Origin of the sequence: Jannaschia seohaensis (assembly GCF_900116765.1) — a bacterium.
GTDB classification, from domain to species: Bacteria; Pseudomonadota; Alphaproteobacteria; order Rhodobacterales; family Rhodobacteraceae; genus Jannaschia; species Jannaschia seohaensis.
The window spans coordinates 41808-60807 of sequence record NZ_UETC01000007.1 but is presented as its reverse complement, the minus strand read 5'-3'; the positions used below and the strand labels follow the sequence as shown (position 1 = coordinate 60807).

Below are 19000 nucleotides of genomic sequence, written 5' to 3'. Positions count from 1 at the left end.
CGGGGACTGGACGAGAGGGCCGTGACCTTGGACCGGTCGGGTCGGACTGGGGAGCCGGACACGCAGCCGCGCGCCGAACTGGCCGGGATCAAGGGCTTTGAAGCAAGCGGCCGCCACGCTGCCGACGGCGCGTGACAGATGGCAAGGGCGGCGGCCGTCTTTGCGCGGGACGCGGCCGGCGGTCGGCGCGACCGTCTGCCGATGCTCTCGATTGACGTGAGGCGTGACCGCCACAGGGCCGTGGCAACCGCATCTCGATAGCGCCCATGATCGACCCTCGCCATTCGAAGCGGAGATCTCTGCCGCCGGGCCTCGCCGGCTGCTCCGCCCCGGAGGCCACCGATCCGGTCAGGTCCGTGCCTATCGCGCCGGGTTCCGCAAGAAACCAACCCTCCTCGAAGACGTCGCGAGAGGAGCGCCCCCAGCCGCCGAGGGGATCACCGCAACGGTCGGACTGATCGTGCTCTTCAGGACTCCTGGCGCATCGGCTGCGCATCGGGAACAGCCCGTGCGATCATTTCGCCCCGCAACCGGACGGCGTGGCGCGTCGAGTCAAGATCCACATCGTCCATCGACAGCGCCTGGCCCGCCGCCACCGGGCGGGCGAGCCGAACCCCATGCGCCAGCCCGATGGGCAGGAGCCGGGCGCGCGCACTTTCTGAAGCGGGGGAGAGGCGTCCGTAGACGGTGTATCCGCCCTCGCCGTCGAGCGTCTCGCCGGTGTCGAGATCGCGCTTGGCCACGGCGGCCACGTCACCGCGCCATTCGCGCGTCGTCCCCGTGGGCTCGCCACGCAGCGCCGCGCTCAGGATCGAGATCGACAGCTCCATTCCGATCAGATGGAAGGGCTTGTACATCGCCGCATAGCGCCCCGTCACATCCGTCGGCAGGCCGTATTGGCGAAAGCAGGACGCGGCGTAGTCGTTCGGGGCCTTGAGGACCACATAGACGCCCCAGCGCAGATCCCGAAAAACGGGCCGACCGTCTCGTTCGAGCGACGAGACGACCTCGACCATGCCATCGCGTTCCAGGCAGCCGCCGATCGCGCGCGGGCGCAGCACATGGGCAAGGTCGTCGACCCCGCAGGGCGGGAAGCCGAGGCCATGCTCGGGCACGTCGAGCCCGCAGGCATTGGCGATGGCCGCCATCTCGAGGGCGGACTTCGTGCCGTCGAGGAAGGAATTGAACATCTGCGGGTTCATGCCCGCGTCCGCCGCCTGCTCGGGCGTGAGTCCGTAATGGCTCCAGACGTCGTCCGGCGTGACCTGGTGATAGTGCGGCAGATACTTCGTGCCCTTCCCTGCCGCGGCGACAGTGAAGCCCGTCGCCCGCGCCCAATCCACCATCTCGGCCACAAGCGCGGGCTGGTCGCCATAGGCCATGGAATAGACGACACCCTTTTCGCCCGCCTTTTCCGCCAGGACGGGGCCTGCGAGGACGTCGGCTTCGACATTAACCATGACGACGTGGAGGCCCGCCTCGATGGCGGCGAGCGCATGGGAGATGCCGGCCTCGGGATGGCCGGTAGCTTCCACCATGACCTCGATTCCACGGTCGAGGGCCGAAACGGCGTCATCGGTGAAGAGCGTCGCGGCGATGCGCGCTTCGTCCCAGCCGACTTCCCGGCAGGCGGCGCGCGCCTTCTCCGGGTCGAGATCCGCAATCGCGGCGACCTCGAGCCCGGGAATGGTCGGGACCTGAGAGAGGAACATGGAGCCGAACTTGCCGGCTCCGATCAGCGCCACGCGGACGGGGCGACCCGCCTCCGCCCGCGCGCTGGCGAGAGATGCAAGGTTCATGCCGCCCCGCCCTGGCTCAGTCGAACATGTCCGGCTGATCCTCGACGAGCTGGTTCCAGATCGTCTGGAAATGCAGCCAGCCGATATATTCGCTGCCGACATGTTCGCGCGAGTAGCGGGCGCGCTCGGCCGGGATGCGGATCGGCTCGATGCCGGATGCGGCGATGTCGAGCTGCTGCTGGCAGCACCGCTCAAGCGCGATGAACCAGAACGCGGCCGACTCGATGGAGTGGCGGCTGGCAGTCAGCAGTCCGTGGTTCTGATGCAGCGCGGCCTTCACGCCCTTGAAGGCCTTGGCGACGTCCGACCCCGCGTGGTTCTCGACGGCCACTTGGCCGCCCTGTTCGCCGATCACGACGTGATCCTCGAAAAAGGCGCAGGCATCCTGGGTGATCGGGTCGATCGGTCGCCCCGTCGCACACCAGGCCGTGCCATAGGTCGTGTGCGCGTGACACATGGCGATGATGTCCGGGTGCTCCTCGTGCACGTTCGCGTGCAGCACGAAACCCGCGCGGTTGACGGCGTAGTCCCCTTCGATGACCTTGCCCGCGTGATCCACGAGGATCAGGTTCGACATCTTCACCTTGTCGAAATGCACGCACATCGGGTTGGTCCAGTAGAGCTCCGGCCGCTCGGGGTCGCGCACCGTCAGGTGGCCGGCAAAGCCGTAGTCGAAGCCCTGCTGCGCGAAGGCGCGGCACGCGGCGACCAGGCGTTCCTTGCGGTGGCGCCGCTCCTCCTCGACTGAGGCGAACTCCGGAAGCTCCGGGAAGATCAGACCTTCCTGCTCCGGCTGGTAGATCGAGACACGGTTTCCAAGGTCGAGCATGGGGAGATCCTCTGCTTGCATGATCGAGGCGGGGCCGACGGTCGCGGACCTCATTTATGGGGTCGGATATTGCGAGCGCAGCCCGCTTTCATGCAACGTTGCGATTGCAATAACTGTTATTGCAGCAACAGAGGTGCGCGATGAAGGACGATCGCCTTGTCGAGATGCGGATCTTCCGCGCTGTGGTGGAGACCGGCAGCTTCTCCTCGGCCGCCCACGCGCTCGGCGTAAGCCAGCCGTTCGTGAGCCAGACGATCCGCAGGCTCGAGGCGCGGCTGCGTGCGCAACTCATTCACCGGACGACGCGCGGCCAGCGTCTGACGCCGGAGGGCGAGCGCTTTCTTGACGCCGCGCACCGTGTCATCGGCGCGGTCGAGGAGGCCGAAGCCCTCTGGCAGCGGAAGGAGGCGCAGATCGAAGGGCAACTGCGCGTCTCGACGCCGATCGCCTTCGGGCTGGACCGCATCACGCCGGTTGTTCCGGAGTTCCTTGCACGGCACCCGAACCTCTCGCTCGACTTGCGGCTGACCGACGACACCGAGAACCTGATCGCCGACGGGATCGATGTCGCCATCCGAATGGGGCGGCTGACGGATTCGGGGCTGATGCACAGGAAGCTCTGCCGGTTGCGCCGAATCGTCGTCGCCGCGCCCGATCTCGTGGCGCGACACGGAACGCCCCAGACGGTGGAGGATCTTTCCCGCATGCCCTGCATCGCGTGGGACGCAAGCCGAGAGCACCTGAACCGCTGGTCCTTCCTGCGGAACGGCGAGGGCCTTACGTTCCACGCGCGCAGCCGGTTTCGGAGCAACCAGGGCATGTCGCTGTTCGGGATGTGCCTCGCCGGGGTGGGCGTGATGCGGGCCGCCGAGCATTTGGCGCGACCTGCCATCCGGGAGGGTCGGCTCGTGCAACTCCTCGGGGATCACGCCCCGGCGGAGGACACCGCGATCCATGCCGTCTTTCTCCCCGACCGCGACGTGGTCCCGCGCATCAGGACACTCATCGACTTTCTCGCCGCCGCGTTTCGGACCCCCGACTGGGAAGACTGACGCCTTCGCTTGGCTCGACCGGGTCAAAGGCTCATTGAATTCTTAATTCAGAACTCGGAATTCAAATGAAGGTGCTCAACCTAATCCGCACCTCGCCGAACAGGTCTATGACGCGCTCGTCGACGAGATATGTAACGGCGCCCTGCCCGCCGGATCGCATCTCGTTCAAGAACAGATCGCCGAGCGGCTCGTCGTCTCGCGACAGCCGGTGCAACAGGCCATGGCGCGTCTCAAGGCCGACGGGATCGTCGAGGAGCTCGGGCGACGGGGGCTCTGGGTCGCGTCGCTCGACCCCGATCTAATGCGTCACCACTACGACATTCGCGCCGTGCTCGACGGGCTCGCGGCGCGGTTAGCTGCGGAGCGGGTGCGCGCCGGCGCGGGGGGCGTTCCGCCGCCGTGCCGACGAGATCCTCGCGGCCGGAACCCATGCTGACGAGACCGGCGACACGGCCGAGCAGGTCCGGCAGGACCGGGCCCTCCATGCGCTCGTCTACGAGACGTCGGGCAACCCGCTCCTGGCGAGTACGGCGGAGCCACATTGGCAGTTCCTGCAACGCGCGATGGGCGAAGTGCTGCGCCGGGCCAAGCTGCCGAAGGAGATCTGGCGCCAGCATGCCGAGATCGCGGACGCAATCGCAGCGGGCGACCCGGACCGGGCAGAACGGCTCATGACCGAGCACGACCTCGATGCGGCCCGGACGCTCGCGGCGGCGCTCGTGGCCAGCCTCGACGCCAGCACGGACAAGGACGCACGCGCATGACAAGGACGCTCACCATGGGCGAGGTGCTGAGCGCCCAGGCGCGCCTGCAACCCGGCCGGATCGGCGCGCGCGACCTTGCGAGGGCGCTGACCTTCCGGGAGTGGAATTGCCGGGCCTGCCGCCTCGCGAACGGCCTGCTCGATCTCGGGTTGGAGAAAGGCGACCGGGTCGCCGTGCTGGCCCATAATCGCGTCGAGTGGGCCGAGATCTACGCCGCCGTCGCCAAGGCCGGGCTGATCGCCATTCCGGTCAACTTCCGCGTGACGGCCCCCGAGGCCCGGTTCATCTGCGCCGACAGCGGCGTGCGGGCGCTGATCGCGGAGGCTGCGCTCGCTCCTCTCGCGGATGCGTTCCGCGAGGTGCTCGGGATCGGTGCGGACCGTCACATCCTGATCGGCGAGGGCGCCGTGCCCGGCTGGCGCGGATACGAGGACCTGATCGCGGCCGGATCGGAGGAGGAACCCGACGTCCCCGTGACCCCGGACGACCCATGGTGCCTGATGTACACGTCCGGCACGACCGGCAATCCCAAGGGCGCGATCCCGTCGCACCGGGAGATGGCGATGCTCGCGCTCATGACCGAGGTCAAGCTGGGCCTGAAGCGCCGCGACGACGCCCTTCTCGTCATGCCGATGTGTCACGCGAACTCGCTGAACTTCTTCACCTCCTTCCTCTGCATCGGCGCGCGCGTCACGATCTTTTCGCGGCCGAGTTGCGACGCGGCTCACTGTTTGCGCACCATCGGGGAGATGGGCATCACCTTCACGTCGATCCTGCCGACACATTACATGATGATGCTCGATGTCCCGGAGGCCGATCGCGGCGCGGGAGCATACGGCGCGGTCGAGAATCTGATCATCTCCTCCGCGCCGGCTCGGGTCGAAACGAAGCGCGCCATCATGGATATGTTCCCGAATTCAGGGCTTTACGAACTCTACGGCTCGACCGAGGCCGGATGAGTAACCTTCCTCCACCCGGACGAGCTGTTCGACCACCTCGGAACGGTCGGTCGCGAGGTCGTGGGCTCGGCGCCGATCCGCCTTCTGGACGACGAGGGGTGCGAGGTTCCCGACGGACAGCCCGGGGAGCTTTTCTCCTGTGGGCCCTACGCCTTCGAGGGCTACTGGAACCTGCCCGAGAAGACGGCCGAGGCGTTCCGCGGTCCATATCTCTCGGTCGGAGACATGGCGATCCGCGACGAACACGGCTTCATCCGCCTCATCGACCGCAAGAAGAACATGATCATCTCGGGCGGCGAGAACGTCTATCCGACCGAGGTGGATGCCGTGATCGCACAGCATCCCGACGTCAAGGACGTGGCCGTGGTCGGCTGCCCGGACCCGAAATGGGGCGAGCGCGTTTCGGCCGCGGTCGCCCTTCGGGCCGGCGCGGCGCTTTCGGCGGAGGATCTCATCGTGTGGTCGAAGGACCGGCTCGCCGGCGACAAGCGCCCGCACGAGATCCTGTTCCTCAGCCCCGAAAGGATGCCCCGCAACGCGACGGGCAAGATCCTTCACCGTGTCCTCAGGGACATGATGGCCGCGTGCGTCTTCTGACGCGGCCGGTCCGAACTGACATGGGAGACGGCAGATGACCGACCGTCAGGACCTCAACAGCGCCCCCGAAAGCGTCGCCAACTGGATCGCGAGACTGCTCGAAGCGCGCGGCGTGAGCCGCGTCTTCGGGCTTCAGGGCGGTCATATCCAACCGATCTGGGACCACCTCGCGCAGCGCGGCATCCGCATCGTGGACGTGCGTGACGACGGCGCGGCGGTTCACATGGCGCATGCCCATGCGGAGTTGACGGGCGAGCTTGGGGTCGCGCTGGCCACGGCCGGGCCGGGTGTGACGAACTGTGTGACCGGCATGGCGAACGCCTCGCTCGCGCGGGTGCCGTTGCTGCTGATCGGAGGATGCACGTCACGTCACCAGGCCAATATGGGACCGCTTCAGGACATTCCGCATGTCGATATCCTGCGGCCCGGCACGCGCTACAGTCGGACGGCGCGTGTGGCCGAGCAAGTCATCCGCGAGATCGACGAGGCCATTGCCCGGGCCAAGGGCGATATGGGCGAGCCCGGCCCGTCCTATATCGAGGTGCCGACCGACGTGCTGCGCACTCGGGTCGGACCGTCGCTGATCCCGGAGGATTGGATTGCGCCAAAGCCCGCCCGGCGCATCTCGCCCGACCCGGCGGACGTCGCCCAAGCCGTCGCCGCCCTCCGGGCCGCGAAGCGTCCGCTCGTGGTCACTGGACGCGGGGCGCGCGGGTCCGGCGCGTCGGTTGCGGCCTTTCTCGACGCGGTGGATGCGCTCTATCCCGACACGCAGGAAAGCCGGGAGCTCGTGCGCGCCGATCATCCCCCCGTCGTCGGCGCCGTTCGCGCGGCGGCCATGGCGCAGGCCGATCTCGTCGTAACGCTGGGGCGCAAGCTCGACTACCAGCTCGGATTCGGCTCTCCGGCGGTGTTTCCAGAGGCGCGGTTCCTGCGCATCTCGGACACGTCCGGCGAAGTGATCGACAACCGGCGCGGCACGGAGATCCTCGCCTCCGTCGGCGCGGCGTTCGACGCGATCACGGCGGCGCTCGGCAACGATGCGGGCGCGCGGGACGAGGACTGGCTGTCCGACCTTCGCGCCAAGCATCGCGCCCGGATCGGGAAGGGCAAGGAGAGGACCGCCCCGAAAACGGGGCGGCGATGGCAAGATCCATGCCCTCGCGATCTTCGAGGCGCTCAACGTCGTGGCCGATGCCGACCACATCGCCATCGCGGACGGGGGCGATCTTCTGGGCTTCGCGCGCATCGGGCTGACGGCGACGACCTATATGGACGCGGGCGCCGTCGGCGTGCCCTTCGCCGTTGCCGCCGCGCTGGCCTTCCCAGACCGGCAGATGATCTTGGTCAATTGCGACGGGGCCTATGGGATCAACGCGATGGAGATCGAAACCGCCGTCCGGCATGGAGCGAAGGCCGCCTTCATCGTGTCCAACAACGCGGCGTGGAACATCGACCGCTACGACCAGGAGTTCAACTATGGCGGCCCGGTGGTGGGCACGACGCTCCGCCATTTCGATTACGCGGGCATGGCGCGCGCCCTCATCAGCGGCGCGTCGAGCGGACTGGGCCTGCATTTTCCGCATATTCTCGCCGAGGCTGGGGCGGAGGTCACGCTGGCGGCGCGACGGACCGACGCCGTTGAGGCGAAGACCCTGCGATCGGCCGGACGCGCGGCGGAAGCGGGAGCGATCGACGTGACGTCTCCCGACGGCATCGCGCCCTTCTTCGCGGGGCGGCCCGCCTTCGACATCTTTGGAACAACGCGAGTGTCGCGGGCGAACAGAGCGCGCTGGACATGGAGGTGGATGCCTCCCGAAGCGTCGTCGACACCAACCTGACCGGCGCCTGCGGCGTGTGCGCGCTGCCTTTGCCCCGAGAGATCGGCGGGATCGAGACGCGGAATCCATCTGCTCTCACTTGCCAGGCGAACGACTGCCGGCACAGGAGACGCCTTGCCTAGCGCCGCGATCGCCCGTGAAGCGGGATCCGAACTTCGAAAGATTTGGCTGCCGTTCCTGAACACGTATCGAACAATGTGTTTGGCGCCGGAGCCGGAATTTCGGCAGCTCCTCAAGGACATTCGCACCCTCGACCTCGCCGCATAGTCGACGGTCGTGGTTAATTACGGCGATCATAGCTCCGTGGCCTGAAATTCCCGTCCGTCGCTTCGCGCTGAGCGACAACCCGGCATTGTCGTTCCCAACGCGGCCGCTCTCTCAGGGCTGACTGTCTCGCTTGCTCTCGGTCAAGATAGGATGAGAGAGCATGACATCGAAAATTCCCTGCGCAAACACTGCGCATTCCATTTTCTAATGGCTTGAGCGCAGGTAGCCGAGCATCGTTTCCGCGTCGGATCGATCTACAGGCACGCCGCCGGGGTTGTCTTGGAGTCCGGGCTCGATAAAGAGCTTTTCGATCATGCCGTCGACCGCAAACATGGAGTAGCGCCAACTGCGGTACCCCATGCCTTGCGCGGTTCGCTTCACCAGCATACCCATCATGCGGCTAAAATCGCCATTTCCATCCGGCAACATGATGACTCTTTCGATGTTCCGAGACAGAGCCCACTGGCGCAGGACGAAAGCGTCATTGACGGACAGACAGTAGACATGAGTAACGCCAAGCGCCTTGAACGCATCGAAATTTGCCTCATACCCCGGAAGATGGCTCTCCGAGCAGGCAGGCGTGAATGCACCCGGCACCGCAAATAGCACGACGCGCTTTCCGCCGAACAGGTCGCTTGTGGTCATGTCCTTCCATTCGAAGGGATTTGGACCCTCAAGCGCATCGTTTCGCACACGAGTATGAAAAACGACATCGGGTACGGCCTTGAGTGTCATTTCGACAGAACCTCCTTCACGAGCCGCACCACTATTTCCTTGCCACCAAGATCACTGCACCGGAGGGGCCTGCCTCCTCTGCGTGTTCGACATCTGCATCGAGCAAGCAGGTCTCCCCCGCACCGTAGCATGTTCTTCCGGCGGGAGTGTTGAGAATAAACTCGCCCTCCAGCACGTAGACAAACGATACCTGATCATGCGTGTGGGAAACGCTGCGGGATAGCGCTTCGAACGACACTTGTTTCGGCAAGGCGTAGCCTTTGCCTCTGCAGATCGCCTTGAATTCTTCCGAAGTCATTCCCGCCGCTCTCAATGTATTTCGGTGCTGAAGGTTTCGGTGGACTCAGTCGAACATGTCGGGCTGGTCCTCGACCAGCTGGTTCCAGATCGTCTGGAAATGCAGCCAGCCGATATACTCGCTGCCCACATGCTCGCGGCTGTAGCGCGCCCGCTCGGAGGGAATGCGGATAGGCTCGACGTCCGAGGCCGCGATGGCGAGCTGTTGCTGGCAGCAGCGCTCGAGCGCGATGAACCAGAAGGCGGCACTTTCGATTGAATGACGCGACGCGGTCAGCAAGCCATGGTTCTGGTGAAGCGCGGCCTTCACGCCCTTGAACGCCTTCGCCACGTCGCTTCCGGCGTGGTTCTCGACGGCCACGGCACCGCCCTGCTCGCCAATCACCACGTGATCCTCGAAAAAGGCGCAGGCATCCTGCGTGATCGGGTCGATGGGCCGCCCGGTCGCGCACCATGCCGTGCCGTAGGTGGTGTGGGCGTGGCACATGGCGATGATGTCGGGATGCGCTTCGTGCACGTTGGCGTGCAGAACAAAGCCGGCGCGGTTCACGGCGTAGCTGCCTTCGATCACCTTGCCGTCGTGATCGACGAGGATCAGGTTCGACATCTTCACCTTATCGAAGTGCACGCACATCGGATTGGTCCAGTAAAGCTCGGGCCGTTCGGGGTCGCGCACGGTGAGATGGCCGGCGAACCCGTAGTCGAAGCCCTGCTGCGCGAAGGCGCGGCAGGCGGCGACGAGACGCTCCTTGCGGTGCCGCCGCTCGTCCTCGACCGAGGCGAACTCCGGGATTTCCGGGAAGATGAGCCCGTCCTGCTCGGGCTGGTAGATCGAGACGCGGTTTCCAAGATCGAGCATGGCGAGACCTCCCATTTGCACTGTCGCGGCGGGCCCGCCGTTCGCAGGCCCGCACCTTGGTCGCGGGTATTGAGTAACGGGCCCATGACACGCAATCATCCAAACGCGATAACAGTTATTACGATCAGGAGGCGGGATGAGGGACGACCGGCTACTGGAAATGCGGGTGTTCCGCGCGGTGATCGACACGGGCGGCTTTTCTGCGGCCGCCAACATGCTCGGGGCAAGCCAGTCCTTCGTCAGCCAGACAATCCGCAGGCTCGAAACGCGGCTGGGCGCCAAGCTCCTGCATCGCACCACGCGTGGACAGCGCCTGACGCCCGAGGGAGAGAGGTTCCTCGGCGCCGCGCGGACGGTCATCGGCGCGGTCGAGCAGGCCGAGGCGCTCTGGCAGAGGGAGGAGGCGCAGATCGAGGGGCAGTTGCGCGTGTCCGCGCCCATCGCCTTTGGGCTCGACCGGGTCACGCCGCTGATGCCCGAGTTCCTCGCGCGGCATCCAAACCTTTCTCTCGACCTGCGCCTGACCGACGACCACGAGAACCTGATCGCCGATGGCATCGACGTCGCGATCCGCATGGGCCGGCTGTCGGATTCGGGCCTCATTCACCGGCGGCTCTGCCGGCTGCGCCGGATCGTCGTCGCAGCCCCCGGTCTCGTCGAGCGCCACGGAGCGCCCGAAAGCGTCGCCGATCTCGCGCGGATGCCCTGCATTGCGTGGGATGGCAGCCGCGAACATCTGAACCGCTGGAGCTTCGTCCGCGACGGAGAGAAGGCGAGTTTTCACGCGCAAAGCCGTTTTCGCGGCAACCAGGGCATGTCGCTTTTCGCGATGTGCCTTGCGGGCGTAGGCGTAATGCGGGTTGCCGAGCATCTCGCGCGCCCCGCCATCCGCGACGGAAGGCTTGTCGAGCTTCTGCGCGATCATGCGCCAAGCGACGACACCGCCATTCATGCCGTTTTCCTGCCCGACCGTGACATGGTCCCGCGCATCCGAACCTTCGTGGGTTTTCTCGTCGCCGCCTTCCGCTCGCCCGCCTGGGAGGGCTGACGCGACCGCTTGACTCGGCGATTGGCGCACCTTATTGCATTCTGAATTCAGAATTCGGAGTTCAAAATGACGCTCCTGAAACCCAATCCAAACCTTGCCGATCAGGTCTACGATGCCCTCGTCGACGAGATCTGCGGCGGCACGCTGCCGGCCGGATCGCACTTGGTTCAAGAACAGATCGCCGAGCGGCTGGGCGTTTCACGGCAGCCGGTTCAACAAGCTATGGCCCGCCTCAAGGCTGACGGAGTCGTTGAGGAGATCGGCCGCCGCGGGCTGTGGGTCGCGCCGCTCGACCCGGACCTGATGCAGCACCATTACGACATCCGCGCCGTACTGGATGGACTGGCGGCACGGCTTACGGCGGACCGCGTGCGCGCCGAGGCGGGAGCGGGCGAGATCTTCAGGCACCGTGCTGACGCGATCCTTTCGGCCGGCACGCAGGCGGTCGAAACCGACGACACGGCCGAGCAGGTGCGGCAAGACCGGGCGCTCCATGAACTCGTCTACGAAATGTCGGGCAACCCGTTATTGGCGCGCACGGCCGAGCCGCACTGGCGGTTTCTGCAGCGCGCGATGGGAGAGGTGCTGCGCCAGGCGACGCTGCCCAAGGAGATCTGGCGCCAGCATGCCGAGATCGCGGACGCCATCGCGGCGGGAGATCCCGACACGGCAGAGCGGCTCATGGCCGAGCACGATCTCGGCGCGGCGCGGACGCTGCATTCGGCGCTCGTCGCCAGCAGGCAAGCCGAGCAAACCCCGGAGGCACGCGCATGACCAGGATGCTTACCGTTGGCGAGATGCTGAGCGCGCAGGCGCGCCTTCAGCCCGAGCGCATCGGCGCCCGGGATCTGGAGCGTGCGCTCACCTTCCGGGAGTGGAACGCGCGCGCCTGCCGCCTCGCGAACGGTCTTCTGGACCTCGGCCTCGCAAAGGGCGACCGGGTGGCCGTGCTCGCCTACAACCGCCTCGAATGGGCAGAAATCTACGCCGCAGTCGCGAAGGTCGGCCTTGTCGCCGTGCCGGTCAACTTCCGGCTGACCGCGCCCGAGGCTCGCTTCATCTGCGAAGATTGCGACGTGCGCGCGGTAATCGCTGAGCCCTCGCTGGCGGGCATCGCCGAGGCGTTCCGCTCCGAGATCGCCGTCGACAGCGACCGCTTTATCCTGCTCGACGGCGAAACGACCCAAGGATGGCGCTGCTACGAGGCGCTGATCGCGTCCGCGCCTGCATCGGAACCGGAGGCGTCGGTGTCGCCCGATGATCCGTGGTGTCTGATGTATACGTCTGGCACCACCGGCAATCCCAAGGGCGCGATCCGGTCTCACCGCGGGATGGCCATGCTCGCGCTGATGACGCAGGTCGAACTGAGCCTGAAACGCCGTGACAATGCGTTGCTCGTCATGCCGATGTGCCATGCCAACTCGCTCAATTTCTTCACGTCCTTTCTGTTGATCGGCGCCTGCGTCACGATCTTCTCGCGGCCCAGCTTCGACGCCGGCCTCTGCCTGAGCACGATCGGAGACATGGGCATCACGTTCACCTCGCTCGTGCCGACCCATTACACGATGATGCTGGATGTCCCGGAAGCCGAGCGCGGCACGGCGGATTACGGCTCAGTTGAAAAGCTCATGGTGTCGTCCGCACCCGCGCGGGTTGAGACAAAGCGCGCGATCATGGAGATGTTCCCGAATTCCGGCCTCTACGAACTCTACGGCTCGACCGAGGCAGGCTGGGTGACCTTTCTTCATCCCAACGAACAGTTCGACCATCTCGGCACGGTCGGCCGCGAGGTGGTGGGATCGGCACCGATCCTGCTGCTCGACGACAATGGCAACGAGGTGCCCGACGGTGAGCCGGGCGAGTTGTTCTCCTGCGGGCCCTACGCCTTCGAGGGCTACTGGAACCTGCCGGAAAAGACGGCCGAGGCGTTTCGCGGCCCGTATCTCTCCGTCGGCGACATGGCTTTGCGCGATGAGAACGGCTTCATTCGTCTCATCGATCGAAAGAAGAACATGATCATCTCTGGCGGCGAGAACGTGTACCCGACCGAGGTGGAAGCGATCCTCGGGCAGCACCCGGACGTCAAGGACGTGGCCGTGGTCGGCCGCCCTGACGACAAGTGGGGCGAGCGCGTCGCCGCCGCGGTGGTCTTGCGCAAGAGCGCGACACTGACGGCCGAAGACCTCATCGCGTGGTCGAAGGAACGGCTCGCCGGGTACAAGCGACCCCGCGAAATCCTTTTCCTCGGGCCGGACGAGATGCCGCGCAACGCCACAGGCAAGATCCTCCACCGCGTTCTGCGGGACATGATGGCTGCTCGCGTCGCCTGACGCCCGTGGGACGAACACGAAAGGGAGACTTCGCATGACCGATCGGCAGGACCTCAACAGCAATCCCGAAAGTGTCGCGGCCTGGATCGCGACACTGCTCGAGGCGCGCGGCGTCACGCGCGTCTTCGGGCTTCAGGGCGGCCACATCCAGCCTGTCTGGGACCATCTCGCCCAGCGCGGGATCGCCATCGTCGACGTGCGCGACGAGGGGGCGGCGGTCCACATGGCCCACGCCCATGCCGAGCTCACCGGCGAGCTTGGTGTGGCCATGGCGACGGCCGGGCCGGGCGTCACGAACTGCGTGACCGGCGTGGCAAACGCCTCCCTCGCGCGGGTGCCGGTCCTGCTGATCGGCGGCTGCACATCCCGTCACCAGGCCAACATGGGGCCGCTCCAGGACATTCCGCATGTCGACATCATGCGACCCGTCACACGCTACAGCCGCACCGCCCGGGTGGCCGAGCAGGTCATCCGCGAACTCGACGAGGCGATCGCGCGCGCCATGGGCGACATGGGAGAACCGGGACCATCCTACATCGAGGTGCCGACGGACGTGCTGCGCAGCCGCGTAGGTCCATCGCTGGTCCCAAGGGATTGGATCGCGCCGAAACCGCCGCGCCGGGTAAGCCCGGCCCCCGAGAGCGTGACGGCAGCCGTTGCGGCGATCCGCGAGGCGAAGCGCCCGCTTGTCGTCAGCGGACGCGGTGCACGCGGTGCCGGCGCTTCGGTCACGGCGTTTCTCGATGCCGTCGACGCCCTTTACCTCGATACACAAGAGAGCCGGGGCCTCGTGGCGGCGGAGCATCCCGCGGTCGTGGGCGCCGTGCGCGCCGCGGCCATGGCGCAGGCCGATCTTGTGGTCACGCTCGGTAGGAAGCTCGACTACCAACTTGGTTTCGGATCTCCGGCGGTCTTCCCCGAGGCACATTTCCTGCGCATCTCCGATACGGCGGGTGAGCTGATCGACAACCGGCGCGGCACCGAGATCCTCGCCCCTGTCGGCGCGACGCTGGACGCCATCACGGAGGCGCTCGGCAACGACGCAGGCGTCCGCGACGAAGGCTGGCTCTCGGGCCTTCGCGCCAAGCATCGCGAACGGATCGCCAAGGGCAACGACACGTCCGCGCCCCAGACGGGCGGCGACGGCAAGATCCACCCGCTCGCCATCTTCGAGGCGCTGCGCGAGGTCGCGGACCCGGATCACATCGCGATCGCGGATGGCGGAGACCTGCTGAGCTTCGCCCGCATCGGACTGACGGCGAGCACCTACATGGACGCGGGCGCTTTCGGCTGCCTTGGCGTCGGGGTGCCGTTCGCCGTCGCCGCCGCCCTCGCCTTCCCGGATCGGCAAGTCATTTCGGTCAACGGCGACGGCGCCTACGGGATCAACGCGATGGAGATCGACACGGCCGTCAGGCATGGCGCGAAGGCGGTCTTCATCGTGTCGAACAACGCCGCCTGGAACATCGAGCGCTACGACCAGGAATTCAACTACGGCGGACGCGTCGTCGGCACCACGCTGCGCCACTCCGACTATGCGGGCATGGCCCGCGCCCTCGGCGCGCATGGCGAGCGGGTCGAGACCCCCTCGGAACTGGCCGATGCGATCCGCCGGGGTCTCGCCAATGCGCCCGCCGTGATCGACGTGGTCACCTCGCAGGATGCGGTGTCGTCGGACGCACAGAAAGGGCTGGGCTTCGTGCCGGATTACCAGCCGCTCACAGCCTGGGACGACGCCGAGCGCAAGCGTCGTGAGATGGCGTGATGGGGATCTCACTGGACGGCAAGCGCGCCCTCGTCACCGGCGCATCCAGCGGGCTCGGCCTGCATTTCGCGGGCGTTCTTGCAGCGGCAGGGGCGGAGGTCACGCTGGCTGCGCGCCGACAGGAGCGAGTCGAGGCGGAGGCCGACGCACTGCGCAAGGCTGGGCACGCGGCGGACGCGGGCGCGCTCGACGTGACCGGGCCCGCCAGCATCGCAGCCTTTTTCGGCGGGCGCCCGGCGTTCGACATCGTCATTAACAATGCCGGCGTCGCCGGGGACGGCGCCGCGATGGACATGGAGACCGAAGCGTTCCGCAGCGTCGTCGACACGAACCTGACTGGCATCTTCGGCGTCGCCCAGGCCGCCGCGCGCGCAATGCGCGACGCGGGTGGCGGCAGCATCGTGAACATTGCCTCCATCCTCGGGCTTCGCGTCGCCGGGCACGTCCCCGCCTACACGGCCTCGAAGGCGGCCGTCGTGCAGTTGACGAAGGCGCTCGCGCTCGAATGGGCGCGGTACGGCATCCGCGTCAACGCGCTCTGCCCCGGCTACGTCGAGACGCCGATCAACAGGGCCTTCTTCGAGACCGACGCGGGTCGCGCGCTGATCAAGCGCATCCCCCAACGACGCCTCGGACGGCTGAGCGACCTCGACGGCCCGCTCCTTCTGCTCGCGTCCGAGCATTCGGCCTACATGACCGGCTCTATCGTCGCCGTCGATGGCGGGCACCTCGTTTCAGGATTGTGAGTCGCATCATGGACTTCTCCATTTCGCCCGACCTCGCCGCGCTCCGGGACCGGATAGAGACCTTCGTCGAAGCCCACATCCTGCCGGTCGAGGCGGACCGCTCCGCCTGGGACGCGCACGACAACATCGCCGAGGAGCCGCTGCAGGCGCTGCGCGCCAAGGCGCGCGCCGAGGGGCTCTGGTGCCCGCAGGTCTCGCCCGAGAACGGCGGCCTCGGCATCGGCAAGATCGGCATGGCCGTCACCTATGAGACGATGAACCGCTCGATCTTCGGTCCCGTGGTGTTCAACGCCGCCGCGCCAGACGACGGCAACATGATGGTGCTTGAGGCCCTTGGAACCGAGGCGCAGAGGGAACGGTGGCTCGCCCCGATCGTGCGGGGCGAGGTCCGCTCGGCCTTCGCCATGACCGAGCCCGCGCCCGGCGGCGGATCGGATCCCGGCATGATGCGGACGACCGCGACGCGAGACGGTGACGCCTACGTGATCCGCGGCCGAAAGTGGTTCATCACCGGCGCCGGCGCGGCGGAGCACTTCATCCTCATGGCGCGCACCTCCGACGATCCGCGGCGCGGCCTCACGGCGTTCCTCCATCACCGCGACGACCCGGGCTGGGAGATCGTCCGCCGTATTCCGATCATGGGGCCCGAGGAGCACGGCGGCCATTGCGAGATCGTCTACGACGGGCTGCGTATCCCGGCCGAGAACGTGCTCTTGGAGGAGGGACGCGGGCTCAAGGTCACGCAGACGCGGCTGGGACCCGCGCGGCTGACCCATTGCATGCGGTGGCTCGGGCTCGCGAAGCGCTGCATCGAGATCGCGCGCGACTACGCCGCACGCCGCGAGGGCTTTGGCGTGCGTCTCGCAGATCGCGAAAGCGTACAGGTCATGCTGGGCGATCTCGCCATGCAGGTCGAGGTCGGCCGGCTCCTCGTGATGAAGGCGGCCTGGGAGATCGATCGCGGCGGCTACGCGCAAAAGGAGGTGTCGATGGCGAAGATCCACGTCGCGAACCTTCTCCACAAGGCTGCCGACACGGCGATCCAGATCAACGGCGCACGGGGATATTCGACCGACACGGTGCTGGAGTGGATCTACCGCTACGCCCGTCAGGCGCGGCTGGTGGATGGGGCGGACGAGGTCCACAAGATGGTCATCAACCGCCACCTCGCCGACCAGGGGACGGGCTTTTACCGGTGGGAGACCGCACCGTGACCGCAGCGCAGACCGAGAGTCCCCTCGATTTCGATCCCGAGGCGCTGGCGGGGGTCTTGCACCGGCACCTTGGGCCGGACGGCGGGCGCTTCGCGCTCTCCCGGATCGGCGGCGGTCAGTCGAACCCGACCTATTTCCTCGACTGGGCCGACCGTCGGCTGGTCCTCCGAAAGCAGCCCGGCGGCCCGATCCTGCGCGGGGCGCACGCGGTCGACCGCGAATACCGCGTCCTCGACGCGCTCCACCCCACCGGCGTGCCGGTTCCGCGGCCGGTTCTCTACCACGAAGACCCCAGGCTGATCGGCACGCCCTTCTACCTGATGGAGCGCGTGGAGGGCCGCGTGTTCACCGACACCTCGCTGGCCGAGCTGCCGCGTTCGGAGAGGCATGCGATCTGGATGGCGGTGGCCGACGCGCTTGCGGCGATGCACCATATCCGGCCGGACGAGGTGGGCCTCGGCGATTACGGCAGACCCGGCAACTATTTCGAGCGGCAGATCGCCCGATGGGACCGGCAATATCGCACCTCGCCCTCCGGGAGCGTTGCCGAGATCGAGAGCCTCCATGCCTGGCTCGTCGCGAACATGCCGCCCGACGACGGGCTCATCGCGCTCTGCCACGGTGACTTCCGCCTCGGGAACCTCCTGTTTCACCCGGAGGAACCCCGCGTCGTCGCGATCCTCGACTGGGAGCTTTCGACCTTGGGCCACCCGCTTGCCGACCTCGGCTTCTGCGTCATGCCCTGGCACACCTCGCCCGACGAGTACGGGGGGCTTCTCGGATACGACCTCGAAACCACAGGCCTCCCGTCGCAGCGCACATTCGTTGACCGCTACCGCGCGCAGGTGGCGTTCGAGGCCCCGCTCCTGCCGTTCCACGAGGCCTTCGCCCTCTACCGATTTGCGGTGATCTTCGTCGGCATCTCCGACCGGGCGCAGTCGGGAACGGCCAGCGATCCGGAGGCCGCGGCGCTTGCGCCGCTGGCACGACGGTTCGCGATCCGGGCTCTGGAAGTGGCATACGGCAGGCCGCACGGGTGACAGTATCGCCGCACCGCCGTCTATCTGGCGGCACGCCGTCGAGTATCGGCCAATCGCACACGGTTAGCCGGACCTGCATGCGATGGTTTCCTTGCGTAACGAAGACCGATGGCAGACCCGTCGCCGCGCGAAAACCCGGGATTGTTCTTGAAGAAGGGCTCGCGCTGCGCGGGTTCCTTGTTGACGTGGGCTGATGTGGCAAACGTCCAGCAGCTATACGAAACCATGTGCGTATCGCCAGAGCCGGAATTCGGCAGGTTTTGGAGGAAATCCGGTGGCTGGACCTCACTGCGTGAGGGCCTGCATTGGCGAGACGCCCGTCCCGCAGCACAGCGCATCGCCGAGCGCCGCCGCGCAAATGCGCTAGATATAGAGGAGCGTTCCCTATCGATACGCAGCATCTGGATGTTGGGCGACTCGCGTGTTATCTATCCACTAAACAGGAGAGGAAGCCATGACCGCTGAGGGTCTGAAGTTCGGCGCATTCGTTCGCCGGGAACGCGAGGCAAGGGAGATCGGTTTGCGCCAAATGGCCCAAAAGATTGGGGTGAGCCCGACTTACTTGTCCAAGGTCGAGCGCGACGAGTTCACGCCACCGACCGAGGACAAGGTCAGGGCCATCGCGCAGATCATCGAATGCGATCCCGACGAGCTGCTGGCTTTGGCGGGGCGAATGCCCTCGGACCTGGCCGACATCATCAAGCGAGCGCCGGTCGAGGTGTCGGCGCTTCTTCGGACGACCAGCGGCATGACCCGCGACGAGATCGCCCGGCTCGCGGCGGAGGCAAGAAAGGCCAGAGGCGACTGAACAACAACCGGGCCGACGCGGCTCTGTTGCACGAAGCATCGCAAAGGCGA

18 protein-coding genes and 2 pseudogenes are annotated in these 19000 nt (G+C 66.6%); 15 read left to right on the top strand and 5 right to left on the bottom strand.

Translation table 11 applies throughout. From position 1 onward, the window contains the following. Nucleotides 1–467 precede the first annotated feature (467 nt). Nucleotides 468–1799, bottom strand: a complete 1332-nt coding sequence (locus tag DTQ71_RS14920) for an NAD(P)H-dependent oxidoreductase (protein ID WP_109565100.1) — start codon at nucleotides 1797–1799, stop codon at nucleotides 468–470. A 16-nt stretch (nucleotides 1800–1815) separates the two neighbouring features. Further along, entirely contained in the window at nucleotides 1816–2628 is an 813-nt protein-coding gene (locus DTQ71_RS14915; protein ID WP_109565200.1) for a class II aldolase/adducin family protein, read from the bottom strand. A gap of 140 nt (nucleotides 2629–2768) precedes the next feature. Between DTQ71_RS14915 and DTQ71_RS14910 the strand changes: the two genes are divergently transcribed. The 7 genes and pseudogenes from DTQ71_RS14910 (at nucleotide 2769) to DTQ71_RS23540 (ending at nucleotide 7841) form a co-directional block, all read left to right on the top strand. Continuing rightward, entirely contained in the window at nucleotides 2769–3680 is a 912-nt protein-coding gene (locus DTQ71_RS14910) for a LysR family transcriptional regulator (protein WP_109565099.1), read from the top strand. 103 nt (nucleotides 3681–3783) lie between these two features. Beyond that, nucleotides 3784–4116: pseudogene (locus tag DTQ71_RS24655) on the top strand (GntR family transcriptional regulator); the annotation flags it as partial. Beyond that, on the top strand, nucleotides 4037–4444 hold the full coding sequence (locus DTQ71_RS14900; protein ID WP_109565097.1) for an FCD domain-containing protein: 408 nt from the start codon (nucleotides 4037–4039) through the stop codon (nucleotides 4442–4444). The pseudogene DTQ71_RS24655 and the gene DTQ71_RS14900, both read left to right, overlap by 80 nt. Next, nucleotides 4441–5403 (top strand): long-chain fatty acid--CoA ligase, encoded by a 963-nt coding sequence (locus DTQ71_RS23885; RefSeq protein ID WP_211317144.1) that lies wholly within the window; start codon nucleotides 4441–4443, stop codon nucleotides 5401–5403. The genes DTQ71_RS14900 and DTQ71_RS23885 overlap by 4 nt, the downstream gene beginning before the upstream one ends. A 60-nt stretch (nucleotides 5404–5463) precedes the next feature. After that, nucleotides 5464–6000, top strand: coding sequence for a class I adenylate-forming enzyme family protein (locus DTQ71_RS24780; RefSeq protein WP_211317143.1), 537 nt, complete (start codon nucleotides 5464–5466; stop codon nucleotides 5998–6000). 34 nt (nucleotides 6001–6034) lie between these two features. Next, nucleotides 6035–6952: pseudogene (locus tag DTQ71_RS24945) on the top strand (thiamine pyrophosphate-binding protein); the annotation flags it as partial. A gap of 235 nt (nucleotides 6953–7187) precedes the next feature. Then, complete coding sequence (locus DTQ71_RS23540; RefSeq protein WP_170125443.1) at nucleotides 7188–7841, top strand: thiamine pyrophosphate-dependent enzyme; 654 nt, start codon at nucleotides 7188–7190, stop codon at nucleotides 7839–7841. 471 nt (nucleotides 7842–8312) lie between these two features. Here DTQ71_RS23540 and DTQ71_RS14875 read toward each other — a convergent pair whose 3' ends face one another. Genes DTQ71_RS14875 through DTQ71_RS14870 form a run of 3 tightly spaced genes read right to left on the bottom strand, consistent with a single transcriptional unit; the run spans nucleotide 8313 to nucleotide 9999 of the window. Beyond that, nucleotides 8313–8843 carry a peroxiredoxin gene (locus DTQ71_RS14875; protein WP_109565095.1) on the bottom strand — a complete coding sequence of 177 codons (531 nt, stop codon included), beginning with the start codon at nucleotides 8841–8843 and terminating at the stop codon, nucleotides 8313–8315. A gap of 31 nt (nucleotides 8844–8874) precedes the next feature. After that, a complete protein-coding gene (locus DTQ71_RS23200; RefSeq protein ID WP_146204873.1) occupies nucleotides 8875–9141 on the bottom strand; it encodes a cupin domain-containing protein in 267 nt (88 codons plus the stop codon). 45 nt (nucleotides 9142–9186) lie between these two features. Further along, complete coding sequence (locus DTQ71_RS14870; RefSeq protein WP_109565094.1) at nucleotides 9187–9999, bottom strand: class II aldolase/adducin family protein; 813 nt, start codon at nucleotides 9997–9999, stop codon at nucleotides 9187–9189. 136 nt (nucleotides 10000–10135) lie between these two features. On the opposite strand from DTQ71_RS14870, the gene DTQ71_RS14865 reads away from it, so the two are divergent. The 8 genes from DTQ71_RS14865 to DTQ71_RS14830 all read left to right on the top strand — a co-directional run bounded on the left by DTQ71_RS14865 (nucleotide 10136) and on the right by DTQ71_RS14830 (nucleotide 18950). After that, nucleotides 10136–11047, top strand: coding sequence for a LysR family transcriptional regulator (locus DTQ71_RS14865; RefSeq protein ID WP_109565093.1), 912 nt, complete (start codon nucleotides 10136–10138; stop codon nucleotides 11045–11047). A gap of 66 nt (nucleotides 11048–11113) precedes the next feature. Further along, complete coding sequence (locus DTQ71_RS14860; protein ID WP_109565092.1) at nucleotides 11114–11821, top strand: GntR family transcriptional regulator; 708 nt, start codon at nucleotides 11114–11116, stop codon at nucleotides 11819–11821. A gap of 23 nt (nucleotides 11822–11844) precedes the next feature. Further along, nucleotides 11845–13377: a class I adenylate-forming enzyme family protein gene (locus DTQ71_RS14855; protein ID WP_211317142.1), complete on the top strand. Its 1533-nt coding sequence runs from the start codon at nucleotides 11845–11847 to the stop codon at nucleotides 13375–13377. 34 nt (nucleotides 13378–13411) lie between these two features. Next, nucleotides 13412–15142, top strand: a complete 1731-nt coding sequence (locus DTQ71_RS14850; RefSeq protein ID WP_109565090.1) for a thiamine pyrophosphate-binding protein — start codon at nucleotides 13412–13414, stop codon at nucleotides 15140–15142. After that, a complete protein-coding gene (locus DTQ71_RS14845; protein WP_109565089.1) occupies nucleotides 15142–15888 on the top strand; it encodes an SDR family NAD(P)-dependent oxidoreductase in 747 nt (248 codons plus the stop codon). The genes DTQ71_RS14850 and DTQ71_RS14845 overlap by 1 nt, the downstream gene beginning before the upstream one ends. Before the next feature lie 8 nt (nucleotides 15889–15896). After that, nucleotides 15897–17102: an acyl-CoA dehydrogenase family protein gene (locus DTQ71_RS14840; RefSeq protein ID WP_109565088.1), complete on the top strand. Its 1206-nt coding sequence runs from the start codon at nucleotides 15897–15899 to the stop codon at nucleotides 17100–17102. Next, nucleotides 17099–18142: a phosphotransferase family protein gene (locus tag DTQ71_RS14835; RefSeq protein ID WP_109565087.1), complete on the top strand. Its 1044-nt coding sequence runs from the start codon at nucleotides 17099–17101 to the stop codon at nucleotides 18140–18142. Before DTQ71_RS14840 ends, DTQ71_RS14835 begins: the two co-directional genes overlap by 4 nt. A gap of 454 nt (nucleotides 18143–18596) precedes the next feature. Further along, nucleotides 18597–18950 (top strand): helix-turn-helix domain-containing protein, encoded by a 354-nt coding sequence (locus DTQ71_RS14830; protein ID WP_109565086.1) that lies wholly within the window; start codon nucleotides 18597–18599, stop codon nucleotides 18948–18950. Nucleotides 18951–19000 lie beyond the last annotated feature (50 nt).

What these genes read in the sequence shown, in the direction of transcription:
- DTQ71_RS14920 (WP_109565100.1), bottom strand. Translation starts at nt 1,799, where the DNA reads ATGAACCTTGCATCTCTCGCCAGCGCGCGGGCGGAGGCGGGTCGCCCC.
- DTQ71_RS14830 (WP_109565086.1), top strand. Translation starts at nt 18,597, where the DNA reads ATGACCGCTGAGGGTCTGAAGTTCGGCGCATTCGTTCGCCGGGAACGC.
- DTQ71_RS23885 (WP_211317144.1), top strand. Translation starts at nt 4,441, where the DNA reads ATGACAAGGACGCTCACCATGGGCGAGGTGCTGAGCGCCCAGGCGCGC.
- DTQ71_RS14870 (WP_109565094.1), bottom strand. Translation starts at nt 9,999, where the DNA reads ATGCTCGATCTTGGAAACCGCGTCTCGATCTACCAGCCCGAGCAGGAC.
- DTQ71_RS14910 (WP_109565099.1), top strand. Translation starts at nt 2,769, where the DNA reads ATGAAGGACGATCGCCTTGTCGAGATGCGGATCTTCCGCGCTGTGGTG.
- DTQ71_RS14840 (WP_109565088.1), top strand. Translation starts at nt 15,897, where the DNA reads ATGGACTTCTCCATTTCGCCCGACCTCGCCGCGCTCCGGGACCGGATA.
- DTQ71_RS14865 (WP_109565093.1), top strand. Translation starts at nt 10,136, where the DNA reads ATGAGGGACGACCGGCTACTGGAAATGCGGGTGTTCCGCGCGGTGATC.
- DTQ71_RS23200 (WP_146204873.1), bottom strand. Translation starts at nt 9,141, where the DNA reads ATGACTTCGGAAGAATTCAAGGCGATCTGCAGAGGCAAAGGCTACGCC.
- DTQ71_RS14875 (WP_109565095.1), bottom strand. Translation starts at nt 8,843, where the DNA reads ATGACACTCAAGGCCGTACCCGATGTCGTTTTTCATACTCGTGTGCGA.
- DTQ71_RS14860 (WP_109565092.1), top strand. Translation starts at nt 11,114, where the DNA reads ATGACGCTCCTGAAACCCAATCCAAACCTTGCCGATCAGGTCTACGAT.
- DTQ71_RS14845 (WP_109565089.1), top strand. Translation starts at nt 15,142, where the DNA reads ATGGGGATCTCACTGGACGGCAAGCGCGCCCTCGTCACCGGCGCATCC.
- DTQ71_RS14855 (WP_211317142.1), top strand. Translation starts at nt 11,845, where the DNA reads ATGCTGAGCGCGCAGGCGCGCCTTCAGCCCGAGCGCATCGGCGCCCGG.
- DTQ71_RS14850 (WP_109565090.1), top strand. Translation starts at nt 13,412, where the DNA reads ATGACCGATCGGCAGGACCTCAACAGCAATCCCGAAAGTGTCGCGGCC.
- DTQ71_RS14915 (WP_109565200.1), bottom strand. Translation starts at nt 2,628, where the DNA reads ATGCTCGACCTTGGAAACCGTGTCTCGATCTACCAGCCGGAGCAGGAA.